The 20,712-nt window shown below is 64.9% G+C and carries 18 protein-coding genes; 13 read left to right on the top strand and 5 right to left on the bottom strand.

Features of this window, described 5'->3' with window-relative positions; all coding sequences use genetic code 11:
* Positions 1–75: 75 nt before the first annotated feature.
* The 3 genes from B0G83_RS06720 (at position 76) to B0G83_RS06710 (ending at position 2,752) form a co-directional block, all read left to right on the top strand.
* Positions 76–1,398: an O-acetylhomoserine aminocarboxypropyltransferase gene (locus tag B0G83_RS06720; protein ID WP_105506688.1), complete on the top strand. Its 1,323-nt coding sequence runs from the start codon at positions 76–78 to the stop codon at positions 1,396–1,398.
* A complete protein-coding gene (locus B0G83_RS06715; protein WP_105506687.1) occupies positions 1,395–2,228 on the top strand; it encodes an alpha/beta fold hydrolase in 834 nt (277 codons plus the stop codon). The genes B0G83_RS06720 and B0G83_RS06715 overlap by 4 nt, the downstream gene beginning before the upstream one ends.
* A gap of 203 nt (positions 2,229–2,431) precedes the next feature.
* On the top strand, positions 2,432–2,752 hold the full coding sequence (locus tag B0G83_RS06710) for an Mpo1-like protein (protein WP_105506686.1): 321 nt from the start codon (positions 2,432–2,434) through the stop codon (positions 2,750–2,752).
* 77 nt (positions 2,753–2,829) lie between these two features.
* Here the strand turns inward: B0G83_RS06710 and B0G83_RS06705 are convergent, their stop codons facing one another.
* The gene (locus tag B0G83_RS06705) at positions 2,830–4,146 is read right to left on the bottom strand and encodes a YihY family inner membrane protein (RefSeq protein WP_105507184.1); all 1,317 of its coding nucleotides are present in this window, start codon (positions 4,144–4,146) and stop codon (positions 2,830–2,832) included.
* A gap of 165 nt (positions 4,147–4,311) precedes the next feature.
* On the opposite strand from B0G83_RS06705, the gene wrbA reads away from it, so the two are divergent.
* Genes wrbA through B0G83_RS06680 form a run of 5 tightly spaced genes read left to right on the top strand, consistent with a single transcriptional unit; the run spans position 4,312 to position 8,519 of the window.
* A complete protein-coding gene (gene wrbA, locus B0G83_RS06700) occupies positions 4,312–4,914 on the top strand; it encodes an NAD(P)H:quinone oxidoreductase (RefSeq protein ID WP_105506685.1) in 603 nt (200 codons plus the stop codon).
* Positions 4,914–5,408 (top strand): DUF2069 domain-containing protein, encoded by a 495-nt coding sequence (locus B0G83_RS06695; protein ID WP_105506684.1) that lies wholly within the window; start codon positions 4,914–4,916, stop codon positions 5,406–5,408. The genes wrbA and B0G83_RS06695 overlap by 1 nt, the downstream gene beginning before the upstream one ends.
* 49 nt (positions 5,409–5,457) lie before the next feature.
* Positions 5,458–6,876: an FAD-binding oxidoreductase gene (locus tag B0G83_RS06690; protein WP_105506683.1), complete on the top strand. Its 1,419-nt coding sequence runs from the start codon at positions 5,458–5,460 to the stop codon at positions 6,874–6,876.
* A 51-nt stretch (positions 6,877–6,927) separates the two neighbouring features.
* The gene (locus B0G83_RS06685; RefSeq protein ID WP_105506682.1) at positions 6,928–7,734 is read left to right on the top strand and encodes a metallophosphoesterase; all 807 of its coding nucleotides are present in this window, start codon (positions 6,928–6,930) and stop codon (positions 7,732–7,734) included.
* Between the two features lie 32 nt (positions 7,735–7,766).
* Complete coding sequence (locus B0G83_RS06680) at positions 7,767–8,519, top strand: SOS response-associated peptidase (RefSeq protein ID WP_105506681.1); 753 nt, start codon at positions 7,767–7,769, stop codon at positions 8,517–8,519.
* Positions 8,520–8,573: 54 nt separating this feature from the next.
* On the opposite strand, the gene B0G83_RS38485 is transcribed toward B0G83_RS06680, so the two are convergent.
* Both B0G83_RS38485 and B0G83_RS06675 read right to left on the bottom strand, forming a co-directional pair.
* Positions 8,574–8,732 carry a hypothetical protein gene (locus tag B0G83_RS38485; protein WP_181156735.1) on the bottom strand — a complete coding sequence of 53 codons (159 nt, stop codon included), beginning with the start codon at positions 8,730–8,732 and terminating at the stop codon, positions 8,574–8,576.
* 153 nt (positions 8,733–8,885) lie between these two features.
* Complete coding sequence (locus tag B0G83_RS06675; RefSeq protein ID WP_105506680.1) at positions 8,886–9,827, bottom strand: LysR family transcriptional regulator; 942 nt, start codon at positions 9,825–9,827, stop codon at positions 8,886–8,888.
* Positions 9,828–9,981: 154 nt separating this feature from the next.
* Here B0G83_RS06675 and B0G83_RS06670 point away from each other — a divergent pair, with 154 nt between their 5' ends.
* From B0G83_RS06670 to B0G83_RS06655, 4 genes are read left to right on the top strand one after another with little or no spacing between them, the layout of a single operon-like run.
* Complete coding sequence (locus B0G83_RS06670; RefSeq protein WP_105506679.1) at positions 9,982–11,673, top strand: efflux transporter outer membrane subunit; 1,692 nt, start codon at positions 9,982–9,984, stop codon at positions 11,671–11,673.
* Between the two features lie 11 nt (positions 11,674–11,684).
* Positions 11,685–13,907: an FUSC family protein gene (locus B0G83_RS06665; protein ID WP_105506678.1), complete on the top strand. Its 2,223-nt coding sequence runs from the start codon at positions 11,685–11,687 to the stop codon at positions 13,905–13,907.
* Positions 13,897–14,097: a DUF1656 domain-containing protein gene (locus tag B0G83_RS06660; RefSeq protein ID WP_012433767.1), complete on the top strand. Its 201-nt coding sequence runs from the start codon at positions 13,897–13,899 to the stop codon at positions 14,095–14,097. The genes B0G83_RS06665 and B0G83_RS06660 overlap by 11 nt, the downstream gene beginning before the upstream one ends.
* Positions 14,098–14,110: 13 nt before the next feature.
* Positions 14,111–14,971, top strand: a complete 861-nt coding sequence (locus B0G83_RS06655) for an HlyD family secretion protein (protein ID WP_105506677.1) — start codon at positions 14,111–14,113, stop codon at positions 14,969–14,971.
* Positions 14,972–15,291: 320 nt separating this feature from the next.
* On the opposite strand, the gene B0G83_RS06650 is transcribed toward B0G83_RS06655, so the two are convergent.
* Entirely contained in the window at positions 15,292–16,866 is a 1,575-nt protein-coding gene (locus B0G83_RS06650; protein ID WP_105506676.1) for a tetratricopeptide repeat protein, read from the bottom strand.
* 367 nt (positions 16,867–17,233) lie between these two features.
* Positions 17,234–18,910: a methyl-accepting chemotaxis protein gene (locus B0G83_RS06640; protein ID WP_105506675.1), complete on the bottom strand. Its 1,677-nt coding sequence runs from the start codon at positions 18,908–18,910 to the stop codon at positions 17,234–17,236.
* A 498-nt stretch (positions 18,911–19,408) separates the two neighbouring features.
* On the opposite strand from B0G83_RS06640, the gene B0G83_RS06635 reads away from it, so the two are divergent.
* Positions 19,409–20,683, top strand: coding sequence for an MFS transporter (locus tag B0G83_RS06635; protein ID WP_105506674.1), 1,275 nt, complete (start codon positions 19,409–19,411; stop codon positions 20,681–20,683).
* Positions 20,684–20,712: the final 29 nt, after the last annotated feature.

The following is a 20,712-nucleotide window of genomic DNA, read 5'->3' as shown; positions in this document are numbered from 1 at the left end:
ATGCGCCCGGCGCCGGTGATAGGATGGCCGCCACTTTCACCTTTCGCGGGGCCGTTCGTGGCCTCGCCGCCCAGCATGTCCGCCAACCGTTTCGATACGCTTGCGCTGCACGCCGGCGCCGCGCCCGACCCCACCACCGGCGCGCGCGCCACGCCGATTTACCAGACTACCTCGTTTTCGTTCCGCGATTCCGACCACGCCGCGGCGCTCTTCAATATGGAGCGCGCCGGCCACGTCTATTCCCGCATCTCGAACCCGACCGTGGCCGTATTCGAAGAGCGCGTGGCCGCGCTCGAGAACGGCGCGGGCGCGATCGGCACGGCCAGCGGCCAGGCCGCCCTGCATCTGGCGATCGCCACGCTGATGGGCGCGGGCGCCCATATCGTCGCCTCCAGTGCGCTGTACGGCGGCTCGCACAACCTGCTGCACTACACGTTGCGGCGCTTCGGCATCGAGACGACCTTCGTCAAACCCGGCGACACCGACGCATGGCGCGCGGCGTTGCGCCCGAACACGCGTCTGCTGTTCGGCGAGACGCTCGGCAATCCGGGCCTCGACGTGCTCGACATTGCCGCCGTCGCGCAGATCGCGCACGAGCACCGCGTGCCGCTGCTGGTCGACTCGACCTTCACCACGCCGTATCTGCTCAAACCGTTCGAGCACGGCGCCGATTTCGTTTACCACTCGGCGACCAAATTTCTGGGCGGCCACGGCACGACGATCGGCGGCGTGCTGGTGGACGGCGGCACCTTCGACTTCGAGGCCTCCGGCCTTTTCCCCGAATTCACCGAGCCTTACGACGGCTTTCACGGCATGGTGTTCAGCGAGGAAAGCACCGTTGCGCCGTTCCTGCTGCGCGCACGTCGCGAAGGTCTGCGCGACTTCGGCGCATGCCTGCATCCGCAGGCCGCGTGGCAGTTGCTGCAAGGCATCGAGACACTGCCGTTGCGGATGGAGCGGCACATCGCCAATACGCGCCGGGTGGTCGACTTTCTCGTGTCGCACGCGGCGGTCGACGCGGTCGCCTACCCGGAGTTGCCGACCCATCCGGATCACGCGCTCGCCAAACGCCTGCTGCCGCGCGGCGCGGGTGCCGTGTTCAGCTTCGATTTGCGCGGCGGCCGCGCAGCCGGGCGCAGCTTTATCGAAGCGCTCTCGCTGTTCTCGCATCTGGCGAACGTGGGCGACGCACGCTCGCTGGTGATCCACCCGGCATCGACGACGCACTTCCGCATGGACGCCGCCGCGCTCGCCGCGGCGGGCATCGCGGAAGGCACGATTCGGCTGTCGATCGGCCTCGAGGATCCCGACGATCTGATCGACGATCTCAAGCGTGCGCTGAAGGCCGCGCAGAAAGCGGGCAAAGCCGCCGACCAACCCCGCCCGGAGTCCGCATGATCCTTACCGTTCAAGGCCGACCCGCCTACGCCTACACCGGCGGCAAACCATTCGACGCCGCTCTGCCGACCGCTGTGTTCGTCCACGGCGCGGAACACGATCACAGCGTGTGGGCGCTGCAAAGCCGCTACTTCGCGCACCACGGTTTCGGCGTGCTGGCGGTGGACCTGCCCGGACACTCCCGTAGCAGCGGCCCGGCGCTGACCTCCGTGCCGGCCATGGCCGACTGGCTCGCCGCGCTGCTCGATGCCGCCGGCGTGCAACGCGCGTTCGTGGCCGGCCACAGCATGGGCTCGCTGATCGCGCTCGACTTCGCCGGCCGCTATCCCGAGCGCGCGACCCACCTCGCGCTGCTCGCCACCGCGGTCCCGATGACGGTCTCCGACACCTTGCTCGACGCCGCGCTGAACCGCGAGCCCGAGGCAATCGGCATGGTCAACGAATGGTCGCATTCGACGCTCGCCGCCAAGCCCTCCTGCCCCGGCCCCGGCTTCTGGCTGCACGGCATGAACCAGCGCTTGATGGAGCGCGTATCGGCACGCGGCGAAGCCAATCTGTTCCACACCGACTTCAACGCCTGCAACGGCTACACGGACGGTCTCACCCGTGCCGCCCAGGTGAGCTGCGCGACCCGCGTGGTGGTCGGGCGGCGCGACGCGATGACGCCGCCGCGCGCAGCCAAAGCGCTCGCCGACGCGCTCGCGCAAGCGGGCGTACCGGTCGACACCGTCACGCTGGAGGCCGGTCACGCCTTGATGGCCGAGCAACCCGACGCCACGCTCGACGCCCTCTTCGGCTTCGCATCACGACCGACTCACGGCGCTCGTTAGCCGAAGCGAACCGTCACGATAAGCGCGCCGGAAGCGGCGCGCCATCGGCCGAATGGCCAGGTTGCGCGCATGAGCGGAATGGCCGCACAATGGGTCACGCCTGTCCTGTTTCGACGCCGCGCCGGGCCTGCCGACGGCGCACAACGAAGCATCCTGGAAGCGACAGGCACGGAGTCGAGAAGTATGGAAATCCGGAGGCCGTGATGGCTCAAACCGCCCACACCGATCACTTCGCGAGTTTCGCGGAGTTTTATCCTTACTATCTGAGCGAGCATCGCAACACGGTCTCGCGGCGGCTGCATTTCGTGGGGTCGCTCGGCGTCATCGGCTGTCTCGCGATGGCGCTCGCCACCGGCGGCTGGCTGTGGCTGCCGGCCGCGGTGATATGCGGCTATGGCTTTGCGTGGATCGGCCATTTCTTCTTCGAGAAGAACCGGCCGGCTACCTTCCGGCACCCGGTCTATAGCCTGATGGGCGATTGGGTGATGTTCAAGGACATCTGCGTCGGCAAGATTTCGCTGTAGCGACTGAAAAAGCCGCGTTGCCGTCGCCCTTCGTCATGCTGCGGGGAGACGCTCCCCGCCAAGCCGCGACAAAACCCTCATGCCGCCTGATGTGGCATCGACGCGGCGCTTTCTCCGTCGTTCTCGGCACGCTGCGCACGGGTTGCCGCGCGTGCCGCCAGCAACGCGGCGAGCGTTACCTTCTTCAGCTTGTCGTTGTCCAACGCGGATAGCAACGTGTCGCCATCCACGCGGGTTGCGTCGAGTTCGAGTTGATACTCCAGCTCCGCACGATCGATGACGAACAGATCGAACAATCGTTCCACCGTGATCTGCGCCGGGTTGGCAAGCAGCAGGAAATGCGGACGCGTGCCGTCTTCCTGCAAGCGCGCGATCCACTCGATTTCCTCGAGCTTCTGCAGCAGGTTGATCGTGGTATCCATATCGCGGCGGAGCATTCGCGAGAGTTCGGGCACCGTGTAGCCGCGCTTGCCGGCGTCGCGCGCTTCCGACAGCCGCGCGAGCAGTTCGAGCGAATCGAACAGATCGCTGCCCTCGAACGTAGGCCGATGAAACTGGCCGATACGGATCGCCGGTAATGCCGACGCTATCATCGCGCCCGCCAGCGTGATGAACCAGCACAGGTACATCCAGAGCAGGAACAAGGGCACGGCGGCAAAGGCGCCGTAAACGGCGGTATAGGTCGGAATCCGCCGCACGTAATAGCCGAAGCCGCGCTTGGCGAGCTCGAACGCGATTGCCGCGGTCACACCGCCGATCACCGCGTCGCGCCACTCCACCCGGCAGTTCGGCAAATACACGTAGAGAATCGTGAAGGCCAGCGCCGTCAGCGGCAGCGCGGCGCCCGCGAGCGCCCATTCGATCAGCGGCGTGATGCGCTGCGCCGCCGTGAACGTCATGGATTGCGTGAACAGATACGAGGAAATCGACAGGCTCACGCCGATCAGCAGCGGGCCGAGCGTAATGATCGCCCAGTAGACGAGAATGCGCTGCGCGATGGGCCGCGCCTTGCGCACGCGCCAGATCACGTTGAACGCGGATTCGACCGTCATCATGGTCATGACTGCCGTGAGAAACAGCAGGATCATGCCGATCGTGGTGAGCCCCTTGGCCTTGGATGCGAACTGGTTCAGATATTTGAAAATCTGACTGTTCAGTTGCGCCGGCATCAGGTGGTCGGCGAGGAAAAACTGCAGCGACTCCTGGAACGAACTGAAGATCGGGAACGCGGTGAACAGCGCGAACGCGACCGTGGCGAGCGGCACGAGCGCGAGCATGGTGGTGAACGTGAGACTGCCGGCCACCTGCGGAATGCGGTCTTCGCTGCTGCGCTGCGCGGCGAATTGCGCGAGCCTTTTGAGCGTGTCGAGATCGAAACGCACCCTGGACAACAAACCCACCTCCTTGCTTCGTGAACCCGTGTTTCAGGATCGTGCTTCGGGACCGGGGCAGGACGGGATCAGCACCTGAGCGGACCGTTCCCGGCACCTGGCCGAACGGCCATGAGTGGCCTCTGCAGCGGACCCAGCCCCTATAATACCCGTTCACCGATGAGGCCTATGAAAGACATTCTCGTGCTCTATTACAGCCGCCACGGCGCCACGCGCGAGCTCGCGCTGGCGATCGCGCACGGCGTCGACAGCGTTCCCGGCATGCAGGCGCGCGTGCGCACGGTGCCGGCGGTTTCCACGGTCTGCGAAGCCACGCAGCCGGATATTCCCGCCGAAGGTCCACCCTACGTCGAATTACGCGACCTCGAAGAATGCGCCGGTCTGGCACTCGGTTCGCCCACCCGGTTCGGCAACATGGCCGCCGCGCTCAAATACTTTCTCGACGGCACCACGCCGCAGTGGCTCGCGGGTGCGTTGTCGGGCAAACCGGCCTGTGTGTTCACGTCCACGGGTAGCCTGCACGGCGGTCAGGAATCCACGCTGCTGTCCATGATGCTGCCGCTGCTGCATCACGGCATGCTGATCGTCGGCATTCCGTATACGGAGAGCGTGCTGTCCACCACGCAGACCGGCGGCACGCCTTACGGCGCGTCGCATTTCGCGCGCGCGGGCACGGCGGAACAAGGCATCTCCGCCGACGAGAAAACCCTCGCCATCGCACTCGGCGCACGCGTCGCGCGCACGGCGGCCTCGCTGGGCGAACGGCCGTGATGAACGAGCCCGATGCCCAGCAAGCCGGCGCGTCGAACGTAGCGCCGGCGAGCGGCGCGTCCGTGCCAGCGGCCTCCGCATCCTCTGCCCCCTCCGCGGCCGCCGCGCCACCCGTGCCGCAAAAAACCGTTGCCGCCCACGGCGCCACGGCGGCCTTGATCGCGCTGATTGCGCTATCCGTCGCATGGGAATGGTGGCTCGCGCCGCTGCGCCCCGGCGGCTCGGCGATGGTGTTGAAGGCGGTGCCGTTGCTGCTGGCGTTGCCGGGCGTCTGGCGGGGCCGGCTTTACACGCTGCAGTGGGCGTCGATGCTGATCCTGCTTTACTTTGCCGAAGGCATTGTGCGCGGCTGGAGCGACCGTGGTTTGAGCGCACGGCTGGGCTGGCTCGAAGTCGCACTCGCCGTGGTGTTTTTTGTCTGCGCACTGACCTACGTCGCGCCGTTCAAACGTGCGGCGAAACGGGCTAAAAAACAGGCAAACACCCACGCCTGACGAAACGCCCGCCACCTCCTGTGCGCCCCGAACCCGCTGACCGACCAACATGACCCAAACCGCTTTCCTCACCGCCTGCCGTGACGCCATCGGCGCCACCCATGTCCTGACCGACGCGCACGACACCGCCCCGTACCTCACCGACTGGCGCCGTCGCTACACCGGCGCGGCCTGCGCGGTGCTCTGCCCGGCCACCGCGAGCGAAGCCGCCGCGCTCGTCAAACTCGCCGTCGAATATCGCATCGCGCTGGTGCCGCAGGGCGGCAACACCGGCCTCGCCGGCGGCGCCACGCCGGACGCGAGCGGCGCGCAGGCGGTCATCAGCCTGCGGCGACTGAATCGGATCCGCGACATCGATCCGCACAACAACACCATCACCGTCGAGGCCGGCGTGATCCTCGCCGAGGTGCAGAAGCATGCCGACGAAGCCGGCCGTCTGTTTCCCCTGAGCCTAGCGGCCGAAGGCAGTTGCACGATCGGCGGCAATCTCGCCACCAACGCGGGCGGCACCGGCGTGCTGCGCTACGGCAACACGCGCGAGCTGTGCCTCGGCCTCGAAGTGGTCACGCCGCAAGGCGAACTGTGGGACGGCCTGCGCGGACTGCGCAAGGACAACACCGGCTACGATCTGCGCGATCTGTTCATCGGCGCCGAAGGCACGCTCGGCATCATCACCGCCGCCGTGCTCAAGTTGCATCCACGGCCGGCCGCGCGGGTCACGGCGCTTGCCGCGCTCGCGTCGCCGCATGCGGCGCTCGATTTCCTGTCGCTCACGCAACGTATCGCCGGGCCGCTGCTGACCGGCTTCGAACTGATGTCGGATTTCTGCCTGCGGCTGGTTGGCCGGCATTTCGAGCAGATGCGCTATCCATTCGCGGAGACGCACGCGCAAGTCGTGCTGCTGGAACTGTCGGACAGCGAAAGTGAAGAACACGCACGCGCGCTGTTCGAGCGTCTGATGGAAACCGCGCTCGAAGAAGGCCTGGTGCAAGACGCCGTGGTCGCGGAAAACCTCGCGCAATCGCGGGCGTTCTGGAACCTGCGCGAACATATTCCGCTCGCCCAGGCCGAGGAAGGGTTGAACATCAAGCACGACATCGCGGTACCGATCTCGCGCATCGGCCATTTCATCGAGGAAACCGATGCGGCGATCGCGCAGGCGGTGCCTGGCGTGCGCATGGTGACCTTCGGCCATCTCGGCGACGGCAATCTGCACTACAACGTGCAGGCCCCCGAGGGCGTCGATGCGAAGGTGTTTCTCAAGCAGTACCAGAGCCCGATCAACCAGATCGTCTACGACAGCGTGCACCGGCACCGCGGCAGCATCAGCGCGGAGCACGGGCTCGGCCAGTTGAAGATCGACGAGGCAATGCACTACAAGCAGGACGTCGAAGTGCAGTTGATGCGCGCCGTCAAACACGCGCTCGATCCGCTGAATCTGATGAACCCGGGCAAGGTGCTACGCTAACGTCTCAGGCCGCCGCCCTCCCCGGCGGCGCCGTTTGCAGGAGTCGCCGCCGTGAAGATTCGAGTGCTGTCCGATCTGCATCTGGAGAACGACGAACCCGAGCTGATACCGCATGCTCAGGCCGACCTGATCGTGCTGGCGGGCGACATCCACAATCACGCGGCCGGTCCGCGCTGGGCCGCGCAGACGTTCGACGGCACCGTGCCGGTGATCTACGTGCCCGGCAATCACGAGTACTACGACGGCGAATTCGGCGCGCTCGACGCCGCGCTATACGACGCGGCCGCGCAGGTCGACAACGTGCATGTGCTGAACAACGCCGCGCTGGTCGATCCGCGAGGTCAATGGCGCGTGCTCGGCACGACCTTATGGACCGACTTCGCGCTGTATGGCGCGGACGCCGCCACGCTGGCCGAATCGATCGATGCGTCGCGCCGCACCATGCTCGATTTTCACGGCCCGATCCAGATGAACTGGCCGCACGACATGCATGACGCCTCGCGCAACTTCACGCCCGGTGACTCGCTCGCCCTGCACCAGCAGGCGCGCGGTTGGCTCGAACGCGAGCTGGCCAAACCGTTCGACGGCAAGACGATCGTCGTCACGCATCACGCGCCGCATCGGCAGAGCCTGGCCGAGCGGTATGCCGAAGATCGCGTGTCGGCGGGCTTCGTCAGTCATTTGCCGGAACTGGTGCGCGCGCCCGTCGCGCTGTGGATTCATGGCCACACGCATACGCCGTTCGACTACACGGTGAACGGCACGCGCGTGGTCTGCAATCCGCGCGGCTACCTCGACCGGCGCACCGGGCAGTGGGAAAATCCGGCGTTCAGGTGGGATAAGGTTGTCGAGATCTAGTCCGTCACGCCGGTCGTCTCCGGAGGTCGCTCATGTGTGGTCGAATCAGCCAGTACCGCGATCCGCGCCTTTACACACAGCATCTGGGTCTCGCCGATCCGCTGATGCTGTTCGATGCCTCCGACCGTCGCCCCGGCTATAACCTTGCACCGGGCACGCATCCGCTGGCGATTTTTGCCGATCAGACGCTGCGCCCGGTTCACTGGGGTTATTGCCCGGATTGGGCGCGCGAGCAGCATTTGCCGCAGACCATCAACGCGCGCGCCGACACCGCGCCAACCGCACGCTATTTCGAGGAATTGTGGAAAACCGGCCGGGTTCTGGTGCCGGCGGACGGCTGGTTCGAGTGGCGCAGAGCAGCCGCCTCCTCGACGGAAGGCGTCGACGGTGAGCCCGACGTAGCGCAGACCGCCGCATCATCCGACGCGACACCGCACCACGCCTCGCGCCAACCTTATTTTGTGCGTCTGAAAAGCGCCGCGCCGATGTATCTGGCGGCGCTATCGAGCGTACGCGGCACGGAGCCGCAAACGGAGGGGATGGGTCTGGTCATCGTGACAGCGAATGCCGACGCCGGTCTGGTCGACCTGTACGACCGCCGCCCGCTGGTGTTCGGGCCGGACGCGGCGCGCCGCTGGCTGGACCCCGAGCTGCCTGCCGAGGAACTGGAACAGTTGGCGCGCGCGGGCGGCCTGGCCGCCGGGCGATTCCGCTGGCATCGCGTGAGTCACGACGTGGATCGCACGCTCAACGACGAGCCGGGTTTGATCGAAGCGCTGGACTGAAAAGCTGCAAGACCCGATGCGCGGGCATAGTCCAGAAGAACCCGCCCGCGAATGTCACCGATCGTGCCGTTGCGTCCGCAAATCCGCACGCTCGACCTTGATCGGCGCCAGTTGCGGCTGCTGCTCCCGCAGACGGCGCAGCAGATCACGCGATGCGGCGATCCCGATCAGTCCAAACATGACGGCCACGCCGATCATCAGATGCGTATCCATGAATCCCTCGTCCTTCGATTAGTGCGATTTACCGAACAGCAGCGAAATTGAACGCGTCCGGCTGAAGCGGCAGCGCATGAACGACACGTTAGCAAAACGACCGCGCGGTAGAAGTAAGGAAATGTTGCGGCGCGGCAGCTCTGTAACACGCGTTCACGCTCGAGCAAACTGCCGCAACTCTTCCTGATCCGCCGCCAGCGTAGCCGGCAGCTCATCGCGCAGAAATTCGACCCACGTGCGGATTTTCGCGTCCAGATACTGGCGCGACGGATACAGCGCATACAGACTCATTTCCTGCGACGTGTATTCGGGCAATAGCCAGACGAGATTACCGCTGCGCAACCCGCTGATCGCCGAGTAGATCGGAATCAGCCCGATTCCCATGCCCCGGCTCACCGCGACCGCCATGGCTTCGGCCACGTTCACCTGAAACCGGGACGAGCCCAGCGCGACCGTTTCCTCGCCGTTCGGACCGTCGAAGGTCCATTTGTCAGTCGGAAACACCGGCGTCACCATTTGCAGGCAGGTGTGCTGAGCGAGGTCGGCGGGCGTCTGCGGCACGCCGTGCCGCTCCAGATAAGCCGGCGACGCACACGCAATGCTGAACGCACCGCCCAGCCGTTGCGACACCAGCCCCGAATCCGGCAAGCCGGTCGTGGCGAGCGTCAACGAGACGTCGAAGCCTTCGTCGAGCAGATCGGGCATGCGCTGCGCCAGCGTCAACTCGATTTGCACGTCCGGATAGCGCTCCTGATACAGGCCGACGGCGGGCACCACATAGTGCTGCCCGAAGCTCGTCATGGCATGCACCTTCAGTTTGCCGGCCGGCCGCGCGTGCGCGTCGCCTGCCTCGGCTTCCGCCTGATCCACGTAGGCGAGGATCTGCTCGCAGCGTTGCAGGTAACGCTCCCCTGCCTCGGTCAGCGCAATGCGCCGCGTGGTGCGGTTCAGCAGACGCGTGCGCAGATGCGCTTCCAGATCGGACACCGCGCGCGACGCGTAGGCCGTCGTCGTATTCAGGTGCTGCGCGGCGCCTGTAAAGCTGCCCGCTTCGACCACCCGGACAAATACGCGCATGTTTTGAAGCGTATCCATAACCTTCCTCTTTTATCGGAAGCGATTGTTACATGATTCGCAAAGGCGATTGTCTCAGATTCCGTAAAAATGCCTTGCATCTTTACAGGTTATTCCCCAATCAATCAAAAAATATAATGACGCACAAGCTTCTATAGTCAATTTTGGAGGAATCGTGCAGTCTCCGGTACAAAAAGGGATCACCGCAGCCGCGGTTCTTACGATCCTATTAACAATCGCCGGCTGTGCAAGTACCGGAGGCATCGCTCCGCAAGCGGACAGCGTGGCGCCCTCGTCGCTCGACGTGGGCAACGCGATCCGCGCCGCCGATGTGGACGCCCAGTGGCCCGCCGCCGACTGGTGGCGCGCCTATAACGATCCGCAACTGAACGAGTGGATCGCCGCGGCGCAGGCCGGCAATCCGAGTCTCGCGGCCGCCCAGGCGCGCGTGCGCGAGGCCATGTCGATGGCCGGCGTCGCGCGCTCGGCGCTGTCGCCGCAGGTCAACGGCAGCCTGTCGGTGCAGCGTCAGAAGTGGGCCGACAACGTGTACTACGGCCCCGGCCCGCTCGCCGGCGAGCAATCGTGGAACAACACCGGCACGCTAGGCCTGTCGTATCACCTCGACATCTGGGGCAAGGACAGGAACGCCGCCGAACGCGCGCTCGACGCCGCCCACGCCAGCGCCGCGGATGCCCGCGCCGCCCAGCTCGAACTGGAAGGCAACGTGGTGCGTACGTACATTCAGCTGTCGATGAACTACGCGCTGCTCGACATCGCCCAGGCGACCCTGAAGCAACAGCAGCAGATCGTCGATCTCGCCAACCGCCGGCTGAAGGGTGGCATCGGCACGCAACTCGACGTGAGCCAGGCCGAAACGCCGCTGCCGGAATACGACCGCCAGATCGACGCGCTCGACGAGCAGATCGCGCTCGGCCGCAACCAGTTGGCCGCGCTGGCCGGCAAAGGTCCGGGCGCGGGCGATGCGATCCAGCGTCCGACGCTGTCGCTGGACACCGCGCCGGCCAGCCTGCCCAGCAGCTTGCCCGCCGACCTGATCGGCCATCGCCCGGACGTGGTCGCGGCGCGCTGGACCGTCGCGGCGCAGGCGCGCGGCATCGACGTCGCCAAGGCCGATTTTTATCCGGACATCAACCTGCTCGCGTCGATCGGCGGTTATGCCGCGATGGGGCCGCTGTTCCAGTTCCTGAAGAACCCGTCGCATAGCTGGAGTGCCGGGCCGGCGCTGTCGTTGCCGATTCTCGACGGCGGCCGCCTGCGCTCGCAACTCGGCGCGGCGTCGGCAGGTTACGACGAGGCGGTGGACCGCTATAACCAGTCGATCGTCGGCGCGTTGAAGGACGTGTCCGATCAGGTGATCCGGATCCGCTCGCTCGCCACGCAGGCGGGCGACGCCGACCGCTCGGTCGCGGCCGCCCGCAAGAACTACGATCTGTCGCGCGAAGGCTACCGGCGCGGCCTGACCGACTATCTGAACGTGCTGGTCGCGCAGAACCAGTTGCTGCGCGCGCAGGAAGGCGTGGCGAAGATTCAGGCCGAGCGGCTGGGCGCGCATGCGTCGCTGGTCACCGCGCTGGGCGGCGGGCTCGACGAGCCGGCTAATGGTCCGCAGGCGAATGAGACGCTGCCGGCGCATGGCAAGGGCCGCAGCGGTAACGGCAGCGTGGCGGGCGATCCTGCGGCGAGCAGCGCGAAACCCGCGGCCGTGTCCACGCAAAGCGGTCCGGCGAGCCACCCGGGCAACACCGCTGCGCCCGCCAGCCGCGGCGGAAGCGCAGGCAACGCAGGCGTCAGCGCGGCAGTCACCGCAACGCGAGCGCCCGCCGCCGCGCCCGTGGTCGAATGAGGAAACCGGCCATGTCAGCCTCTGCGTCCACGACCTCGCGCCCCACGTCGCTTGCCACGCTCTACGCGGCCGCCGCCGACTGGGCGCGCAACGACGGCCTCACGTGGATCTATCTGTTCAAGGCGCTCGCCGCCTGTTTCCTCGCGCTCGGCATCGCGATGAAACTCGACCTGCCGCAGCCGCGTACCGCGATGACCACGGTGTTCATCGTGATGCAGCCGCAAAGCGGCATGGTGTTCGCGAAGAGCTTTTACCGGATCTGCGGCACCCTCGTCGGCCTCGTCGTGATGCTGGCGCTGATCGGCCTGTTCGCGCAGCAACCCGAACTGTTCATCGCCGCCACCGCGATCTGGGTCGGCATCTGCACCGCCGGCGCCGCGCGCAACCGCAACTTCAAGTCGTACGGCTTCGTGCTGGCCGGCTACACCGCCGCGCTGATCGGCATTCCCGCTTCGCAGCATCCGGACGGCGCGTTTCTCAGCGCGCTCACGCGGGTCGCCGAAGTGGTGCTCGGGATCGTCTGCGCGGGCGCCGTCAGCGGCCTGGTGTTTCCGCAGTTCGCCGGCTTGCAGATGCGCGGCACCGTGCGGGCGCGCTTTTCGTCGTTCGTCGAGTATGTGTCCGCGTCGCTCGCGGGGCGTAACGACCGCGCGCAGATCGAAGCGACCAACGCGCGCTTCGTCGCCGATATCGTCGGATTCGAGGCGGCGCGCAGCGTGGCCGTGTTCGAAGGGCCCGATTCGCGGATGCGCGGCGGCCGTCTCGCGCGGCTGAACAGCGAGTTCATGACCGCATCGACGCGCTTCCACGCGCTGCATCAACTGATGAACCGGCTGCGCGACACCGACACGCACGGTGCGGCGATTGCGATCGACGCACTCGAACCGTACTTCAAGGAAATCGCCCCGCTGCTCGCGAAATCCGGCGAACCCGTGCTGAGCGCCGCCGATGCCGCCCACGCCGCCGCACAGCTCGACGCCTACAAGGCCGAGTTGCCCAAGCGCGTACGCGCGACGCGCTGCGAACTGGAAGCGCACCCCGACGCGCCGTTGCTCGACTTCGACACCGGCGCCGAACTGCTGTACCGCTTTATCGACGATCTGCATGCGTACGCGGCCACGTATGCGTCGCTCGCCGTCGACACGCACGAGCGCGAGCGCTGGATCGAACGTTACGAGCCTAAGACCAATGCGATCGCAGCGGGCGTCGCAGGCGTGCGGGCCGCGCTCGTGATGATGGCGCTCGGCGCGTTCTGGATCGCGACCGCGTGGCCGAGCGGTTCGACCTTGACGCTGAATGCCGCCGCCGTCTGCGCGCTCGCCTCGGCGTCGCCGAATCCGAAGCGCACCGCGTTCCAGATGGCCGGCGGCACGCTGCTCGCCTCCGTCATGGGGATGATCGCGGTGTACGGCGTGTATCCGCACATCGACGGTTTTCCGCTGCTGTGCGCGGCGCTTACGCCGTTCCTGCTGTTCGGCGTGTTCATGACGACGCGTCCGGCGCTGGCCGGATACGGCGTCGGCTACTGCATCTTCTTCTGCTTTCTGGCCGGCCCGGACAACGTGATCCATTACGACCCGAGCGGCACGATCAACGACGCGATCGCGCTGGTGCTGTCCATGCTGGTGGTCTCGATTGCGTTCGCGGTGCTGCTGCCGCCGTCGACGCCGTGGCTGCGCAACCGCCTGCTGGTGGACCTGCGCCGTCAGGTGTCGCTCGCGAGCCGTGCGGGCATGCGGCGGGTGCGGTCGCGCTTCGAGAGCGGCGCGCGCGATCTGATGTTCCAGATCAACGCGCTTGCGCAGAACGAACCCGAACTCAAGCGCGACACGTTGCGCTGGCTGTTCGCGGTGCTCGAAGTGGGCAACGCGATGATCGATCTACGCCGCGAAGTGGCAACGCTGCCCGCCGACGCGCGTTATGCGAAGACGATGCCGTGGCGCGTCACGTTACGGGCGATGCGCGATGCACTGACCGCGCTGTTCGAGCGTCCGCGCGAAGACCGCTTCGACCGCGCGCTTGCCGCGACCGCCGACGCGATCGCCGCGCTTCAGCAGATGCTCGCCACGTTCACGCCGCCGCGCGAGGAGCGTCATCAACTGCAACGCATTCTGAGTCAATTGCATTTCATCCGTACCGCACTGCTCGATCCGCAATCGCCGCTCGAACCGTTGATGAGCGGACGCGCAACCGCCAATGGTGCGTCAGAGAAAGGAATTCGTCATGCCACGTGATATCGCCGTCTTCGACGCCTACGTGCCGGCCATCGTGCTGCTGTTTATCGCGGGCGCCGCGCTTACCTGGGTGCTGGACCGCGTGATCGCCTATACGGGCGTGTATCGCGTGGTGTGGCATCCGTCCTTGTTCCGGGCCAGCTTGCTCGTGTGTGTGTGCGGCGTGCTGGGTCTCGCCGTTTATCGTTGATCAGAGTCGAATCATGACCATCCGAAATCTTGTGGGCTTCGTCGCGACCGCCGTTATTTTTATCGTCGCGATTTTGATTGGGCGCGTGTTGTGGGTTCATTACATGGATGAACCCTGGACGCGTGATGGGCGCGTGCGCGCGGAGATTGTCAATGTTGCGCCGGATGTTTCCGGCGCTGTTGTCGATCTGCCTGTGAAGGATAACCAACTGGTGAAGAAAGGCGATCTGTTGATGCAGATCGATCCCTCGCACTATGAGATCGCGGTGGAGCAGGCCCAGGCTGCGGTCGCGGCTCGCAAGGCCGAGTTGCAGATGAAGCGCGACGATGCGCAGCGGCGGGCGGATATGGATGCCTTGGTCGTGTCCAAGGAGAGTCGCGAGAATGCTACGCATACGGCTTCTGCTGCCGAGGCCTCTTATCAACAGGCTTTGGCTGCGCTCGATGCTGCCAGGTTGAATCTTGCGCGGACTCGCGTGGTTTCGCCTGTCGATGGGTATGTCACGAATCTGAATGTTTATCGCGGGGATTATGCGACTGCTGGGGCGGCCAAGCTCGCTATCGTCGATAGTCACTCGTTCTGGGTTTATGGGTACTTTGAGGAGACCAAGCTTCCTCATGTCAGGGTCGGCGATAAGGCCGAGGTGCGGCTGATGAGTGGGGGTACCCTGCAGGGGCATGTCGAGAGCATCTCTCGGGGTATCTATGATCACGATAATCCCGAAAGCCGGGAACTGCTTGCTGATGTGAATCCGACTTTTAATTGGGTGCGGTTGGCGCAGCGTGTGCCTGTTCGGGTCAGTATTGATTCAATTCCTGAGGGCGTCGTTCTGGCTGCTGGGATTACTTGTACTGTTGTTGTTACGCCTAGGTGATCTTTTTGGTTTTATGCGGGGCGGGGTTGGGTGGGCTCTTTGCTGGGTTGGCCTCTCCTTGTGTTCGCGGTGGTCTATTAGCGTTGCCCCTGTGCGGGGCGGCACCTACTTCTCTTTGCCGCGGCAAAGAGAAGTAGGCAAGAGAAAGCCGCTCACACCGCTAATTCTTAAGCGGCTCCCCCGCGCAGTCAAGGTAGTGGCTCATCTGGAATCCGTGCTCTCGCGCACTCCCCGTTAGTGACACAGCAGTCATTCTTCCGGCGGCGCTGCGCGCGCCCCCGTGGACGGTTGCGGTGGGGCTCGTGGGTCGTGGGTCGTGCCTAGTGGGGCGGGAAAGTCCGTTTGGTGAGTTCCTCTCGAAGCGATGCGATCGCGTCGCTCCAATCGTTGCGCTTTGCCTGTCGGAACAGTCGGGTGCCGGGATACCATGGGCTGTCGCTTCGGTTTAGTTGCCAGCGCCAGTCGGGCGTGTAAGGCAATGCTATCCATGCCGGCTTGCCAAGGGCGCCGGCCAGATGCGCTACCGCCGTGTCGACACTAATCACCAGATCAAGGCGCTCTATCAGGGCGGCGGTCGCCGCGAATGTCGTTAGTCGCGCTGAGACGTCGCGCAGTACGCCCCGCTGTACGAGCTGCGCGAAGCACGCGCAATCGGTCTCGCGGATGTCGTTTTGCAACGCGATGAAATCGGCGTCGGCTTCAAACAAAGGCTGGATTTGCTCCAGCGATATCGAACGATTCCGGTCGTTTTTATGCGTGCGGCTGCCCGACCAGACCACGCCAATCCGTGGCCGGCGGATCGGACCGGCGAACAGGTCGTCCCAGTCGGCGGCAAGGGCCGCGTCCGCATGCAGGTACGGCGCGGCCATCGCGAGATCGGCTTCGCGAAGCTTGAGCATGAACGGCAGACTCATGGTCGGCACGTGATAGTCGAAGGGCGGCAATACCGCGGACTCGCCGATCACCTGATCGGCGCCGGCATAGTCGTGGAGAAGGGGCAGGAGCACGTCCTGCACGCGCAGGACGACGCGGGCGCCCCTGGCACTAAGTCGATCGACGAAGCGAACGAATTGCAGCGTGTCGCCGTAACCCTGTTCGTTATGAACCAGCACCGTCTTGCCGTTCAGCGGTTGCGTGCCTTTCCACAGCGTGCTGTCGGGAAAACCGTGATTGCCGGGACCCTCCAGCCAGCGCCATTCGTATTCGCGCCAGCCGTGTTCGAATTCGCCGCGCAGCAGATTCGTCTGTGCGCGATTGGTGCGGGCGCCGACATCGTTCGAGTCGAGCGACAGCGCTTTTTTGAATTGCAGCAAGGCTTCTTCGAAGCGCTGCACGTCGCGCAACGCGACGCCGAGATTCACATACGCCTGCACGAAATTCGGCTTGAGCCTGATTGCATGACGGTACGCGTCGATCTCGTCGTCGTAACGCTCGATGGCACCGAGCAGCGAGCCGCGGTTGTAGTGCGCTTCGGCCGAAAGCGGCTGGCTTTTGCACAGCCGCTCAAGCAAAGCCAGCGCGCGCTGTTGCTCACCGAGCTTGATCAGCGACATTGCGCTGCCGTGCAACGAGGACGGGTCATCCGGGAACTGACTCAGACAACGCTCGAACAACACGACCGCATCCGCATGACGGTGCGCGAGCTGACAGATCTGGGCGGCCACGTTGAGTCGCTCGACGGACATCGCCAACTGCCGCGAAGCCCGCACCAGAAAATCCGCCGCCCGGGGATGGTCACCTTGCCGCGCGGCGATATAGCCAAGCCCTTCCAACGCCTCACCGTGCTCCGGCAGGTTCGATAGCACACCGTGCAGCAAATCCGCGGCATGGTCGAGTTGTCCCGCCTCGAAGTATTTCTGGGCGGAGTCGAGAACCTGATTGGCGTCGTAAGTCATGGCAATTCGCATCGCAGAAAAGCGCGATGCATGGATAGCGGAGGAATGACCGAATTGTACGTGAGCGCCTCAGCCGCAATAACCGCGAGGGCGCGCGCAGCGCCGCCGGAAGAATGACGGCCTTGTCACCGGCGCGGAATGTGCGGGAGCACGGATTCCAGATGAGCCACTACCGCAACTGCGCGGGGGCCCCGCTTAAGGGCTGGCGGTGTGAGCCCGCTTTCTTTGCTTACTTTCTTTGCGGCGGCAAAGAAAGTGAGTGCCCCCCGCACAGGGGGAACGCTAATAGACCACCGTGAATTCAAGGAAAGGCCAAAGCAACGGGCAGCCCACCCCAAGCGCCGACCAGGCCCCCTACCAGGCCCCCTCACAACCTGAACTTCCCCACCATCACCTTCAACCCCCGAGCCTGATCGTCAAGAGACCTCGCAGCCGCGGTAGCCTGTTCAACAAGAGCCGCATTCTGCTGCGTGCCGGAATCCATCTGCGTAACCGCGAGGTTAATCTCTTCGATCCCAGCGCTCTGCTCGGAGGACGCGGCGGAAATCTCGCCCATGATATCGGTCACCCGCTTAACGGCCTTGACGACCTCATCCATGGTCTGCCCGGCATCCTGAGCCAAAGTCGAGCCATTCCCGACCCGCTCGACCGAGGTACTAATCAACCCTTTAATCTCCTTGGCCGCGGCAGCACTGCGCTGCGCCAGATTCCGCACCTCGGCGGCGACGACCGAAAACCCACGCCCCTCCTCCCCAGCCCGCGCCGCCTCAACCGCCGCATTCAACGCCAGGATATTGGTCTGAAACGCGATCCCTTCGATCACGCCGATAATGTCGCCGATACTGCGCGCACTGTCGTTGATCTCATTCATCGTCGCGACCACGCGACTCACCACCGCGCCGCCCTTCTCCGCGATATCCGACGCGTTATGCGCCAGCGTGCTCGCCTGCTTCGCGTTATCGGCGTTCTGCCGCACCGTGGACGTCAGCTGCTCCATGCTGCTCGCGGTCCGCTCAAGCGCCATGGCCTGCTGCTCGGTGCGCTGCGACAGATCCAGATTGCCCATCGAGATTTCACCCGACGCCGTCGCAATCGCATCCGCGCTCGACGCAATGTCGGCCACCGTCGTCGCCAGTCCGCTTTGCATGTCGTGCAGCGCGAACAGCATGCTCGACTTGTCCTTGCGCCCCAGCGCGATCTCGTTCGACAGATCGCCCGCCGCGATCCGGCTGGCAATCTCCTTCGCATACCCCGGCTCGCCGCCGAGTTGCCCGGCCAGACGCCGCACCACCCATTCGCTGATGCCGAACGCCAGCACGATCAGCCCGATCGTCATCACGGCGATCATCACGAACGACGAGTGGTAGATGAAGCCCGACGCGTCGATGGTCGCCTTCGCGGCGGTGCCGCGCTGCACGACGAGTTCGTCGACTTTCTTTTCGAGCTTGTCGGTTTCGACCAGCAGCGACACGTCCTGCGTACCGACCTGCCAGTTCATCTGCGACAGATCCAGCGGCTGCGCTTTCACGAGCGTCACGAAGTCGCGCAGGTGGCCGCTCCAGAGCGTGACGGCGGCGGCGAATTTCTTCTGCTGGTCGACCGCCTTGGCGTCCGACGTGTCCACGTACTGCTGCAGCGTGACGAGCTGCGCGGCCAGGCCGCTCAAGCCCTTGTCGATGTCGCCGCCGAGGTCGTCGCGTTCCTTCGCGGTGGTCGCGGTCAGCAGCATTTTTTGCGCGCGGCTCGCGCGCAGCATGTGGCCGCGCGCCTCTTCGGCCGCGCGGCTGGCGACGTGCCCCTGGTCGTAGATGGATTGCGCGGAAGCGTTCAGACGGCTGATCTGCGTCAGCGAAAACACCCCGATCACCAGCGTGCCGATCAGCAGCACCGCAAAAGCGAGACGCAACATCGCCTTCACCGACAAGCCCTTGAGCTTGACGGCCCGCGAGCGGCCGCGTTGGCCGCGCGGCGGCAACTGGCCGGCCGAATCCTCCTCCGGAACAAAACCCACACCCGTCTGGCTACCCAGCGACACTGCTTTCATATTCCCCGTCCCCACATGTAGAGCTGCCGGAAAGGTCAGTCCCGGCATTGCTGCCTATCTCTCCGGGTCTACGGCAAGAACGTCGGCGATCTTTAACGTCGCTCGCGAAATGCCGACCGCGTTTCGCCCGGTCCTCGACGCATCGCCTTGTAAGCTTCGCGCCCGCGACCGTTTTATACATGGCCAAAAATCGCCGGGCCGGATTTATCCGACGAGTCGCCAGCCAGCCGTGGTAAGGGCAATACACACACTCAAGCACCGTGACGGTGCAGGCGACGCCCGCTTTCGACGCGTCGCGATGTGGCCTGCATCGACAAATCATGTCCGATTCGCGACAAAACTTGTCCTTACATTTCGCTCAAGCCACATTAAACTGCGACAAATAGCTGATTACGCCGGTAGCCGCGTCGAAATGCCGCAGCAGTCCCCGCCCAGCGTCAAGGCGCGCCGGTAGCGTCGAATCCTTTCCCGTCATCTTCCTTTTCTCTCATCTATCGTATGGAAACGAGCCTCGATAAAAGCGCCCTCGCCGGCGCGTCGTCCGGAACCGGAAACGGCACCGCCGCTGCCAACGCAGCCACGGCGCAACCTGCCGCCAAGGTCCAGCGCACGGTGTATTCCGTGCTCGGCGCGATCAGCTTTTCGCACCTGCTCAACGACATGATCCAGTCGTTGATCCTGGCGATCTACCCGATGCTGAAAGACAACTTCGCGCTGTCGTTCGGTCAGATCGGGCTGATCACGCTGACCTATCAGATCACCGCGTCGCTGCTGCAACCGTTTATCGGCATCTATACCGACAAGCATCCGAAGCCGTACTCGCTGCCGGTCGGCATGGGCTTCACGCTCGCGGGCCTGCTGCTGATGTCGGTCGCGCCGAGCTTCGGCGTGCTGCTGGTCGCGGCGGCGCTGGTGGGCTGCGGCTCGTCGGTGTTTCACCCGGAGTCGTCGCGGGTCGCGCGCATGGCGTCGGGCGGACGGCACGGTCTCGCGCAGTCGCTGTTCCAGGTGGGCGGTAATGCAGGGTCGTCGCTCGGGCCGCTGCTCGCTGCGCTGATCGTGATTCCGCACGGCCAGCGCAGCATTGCGTGGTTCTCGGTGGCGGCGCTCGTCGCGATCGTCGTGCTGACGCAGATCGGCCGCTGGTACAAACGGCATCCGTCGATCAAGAAAGCGCGCAGCTCGGCGCCGCATGCCACGCTGTCGCGTAACAAGGTCATGTTCGCCATGAGCGTGTTGATGCTGCTGGTGTTCTCGAAGTACTTCTACCTCGCCAGCCTCAACAGTTACTTCACCTTCTATCTGATCGACAAGTTCCATCTGCCGGTGCAGGCCGCGCAGATTCATCTGTTCGTGTTCCTCGCCGCAGTGGCCGCGGGCACCGTGATCGGCGGTCCGATCGGCGACCGGATCGGCCGCAAGTACGTGATCTGGGTGTCGATCCTCGGTGTCGCGCCGTTCACGCTCCTGCTGCCGTACGCGAACCTGTTCTGGACCGGCGTGCTGACGGTGATCATCGGCGTGGTGCTGGCCTCGGCGTTCTCGGCCATCATCGTCTACGCGCAGGAGCTGATTCCCGGCAAGGTAGGCATGGTCGCGGGACTGTTCTTCGGCTTCGCGTTCGGCATGGGCGGCGTCGGCGCGGCGGTGCTCGGGCAGTTGGCGGACGCCACCAGCATCGCGTACGTCTACAAGGTCTGTTCGTTCCTGCCGCTGATCGGCGTGCTGACGGTGTTTCTGCCGGACGTGGAAGGCAAGCGCGCGAAAGCGTGACCGGTTAGCTCGAAAGTGAGTTTCAGAGA

Source organism: Paraburkholderia sp. BL21I4N1, assembly GCF_002973525.1.
Lineage (GTDB): Bacteria > Pseudomonadota > Gammaproteobacteria > Burkholderiales > Burkholderiaceae > Paraburkholderia.
The sequence above is the reverse complement of the archived record's forward strand: the minus strand, read 5'-3'. Positions and strand labels throughout refer to the sequence as shown.